The sequence below is a fragment of the Actinomadura sp. CNU-125 genome (assembly GCF_001942465.1).
Lineage (GTDB): Bacteria > Actinomycetota > Actinomycetes > Streptosporangiales > Streptosporangiaceae > Spirillospora.
In genome coordinates this window covers 1-1,327 of sequence record NZ_MKJY01000537.1, presented here as the reverse complement: position 1 = coordinate 1,327, position 1,327 = coordinate 1, and the positions used below count along the sequence as shown (strand labels likewise).

At 76.9% G+C, this 1,327-nt stretch carries 2 protein-coding genes; both read left to right on the top strand.

Annotated elements, in window-relative coordinates:
* The coding region (locus BJF79_RS39980) for a cobalamin biosynthesis protein (RefSeq protein WP_262403274.1) at nucleotides 1-741 on the top strand (741 nt) is incomplete at its 5' end.
* A gap of 17 nt (nucleotides 742-758) precedes the next feature.
* Nucleotides 759-1,327: precorrin-8X methylmutase (locus tag BJF79_RS39975; protein WP_075905232.1), on the top strand; the 569-nt coding region annotated here is incomplete at its 3' end.

Genomic DNA, 1,327 nt, shown 5'->3' with positions numbered 1-1,327 from the left:
CCCGGCCGGTCGCGCCCGTCCGGTCGAGAGGACACCGCCGCTGTGATGCACTTCGCGGTGATCGGTGTCGGAATGTCCACGAGGGTCGATGCGGGCGAGGTCGGCGCCCTGCTGGACGCTGTCCTGCGGGAGGCGGGCGTGCGCCCGGACGCCGTCTGGTGCGCCGAGACCGCCGACGGACGCGGCGGCGAGCCCGCCGTCCGCGCCGCCGCACGGGTCCGCGGGCTGCCGCTGGTCACCTACCCTGTGCCCGTGCTGGCGCAGGTCAAGGTGCCGAACCCGTCCGATGCGGTGCGGTCGCCGACGGGCACGCCGAGCGTCGCCGAGGCCGCCGCCCTGCACGCCGCCCGCACGCTCGGCGGCGCCCCGCCCGCCTCGCCGTCCCGAAACGAGCGTCCCGCCGCGCCACCGGCCGCGCTGGCGACGACCACCCCCGGCCCGGCGCCCCTTCCCGGGTCGGCCCTTCCCAGGCAGGCTGCTCCCGGGCCGGATTTGCCCGGGCCGGTCGTCGTCGGGCCGGCCGTCGTCGGGGCGAGCGGCGTCGGGGCGGTCGATGTGCCGGCCGGTGGCGTCCTGCCCGCTCCGACGGCGGTCGGGGAGGAGCGGGACGAGCGGGACGAGCGGGACGAGCGGGACGAGCTGCGCGCATCCCGGCATAACGGTGCGGAAGGCGTGAAACCCTGGTACTTCCTCCCGGAGCGGTATGCGCCCGGGGACGGCGACAGCGAGGATTGCCCGTGACCCAGCAGGAGGCTCCTGTGAGCGTACGCCAGCCGCATCCGGTGGAGATCCGGTCGTATGAGATCCTGCGGTCCCGCGTCGACCTGTCCCCGATGCCGCCGCTGTGGCGCGCCGTGGCCGAGCGGGTCATCCACGCCACCGCCGACCTGGAGTACGCGGTCGACCTGGTGACCAAGGAGGAGTTCCTCGAACGGGGCTGGGCCGCGCTGCGCTCCGGGGCGCCGATCGTGACCGACGAGGGCATGGTCGCGGCCGGGATCAGCGCGCGGGAGACCGTCTGCCACGCCGCCGACCCGGCCGCCGCGCGGATGTCGCGGGCCGCGGGCATCACGCGTCCGGCCGCGGCCGTCCGGCTCGCGTACGCCGACGTGGGGCCGGGCGCGGTGTGGGTCGTGGGGTCGGCGCCCGAGGCGATCTTCGAGATCATCGACCGCCGGGTCGGCCCGGCGCTGGTCATCGGCGTGCCGGTGGGGTTCGTCGGCGCCGCCGAGGCGAAGGAGGCGCTGCGCGCCGCCGGGCTGCCGCAGCTCAGCAACGTGTCCGAGAAGGGCGGGTCCGCGGTCGCCGCGGCGGCCGTCAACGCCCT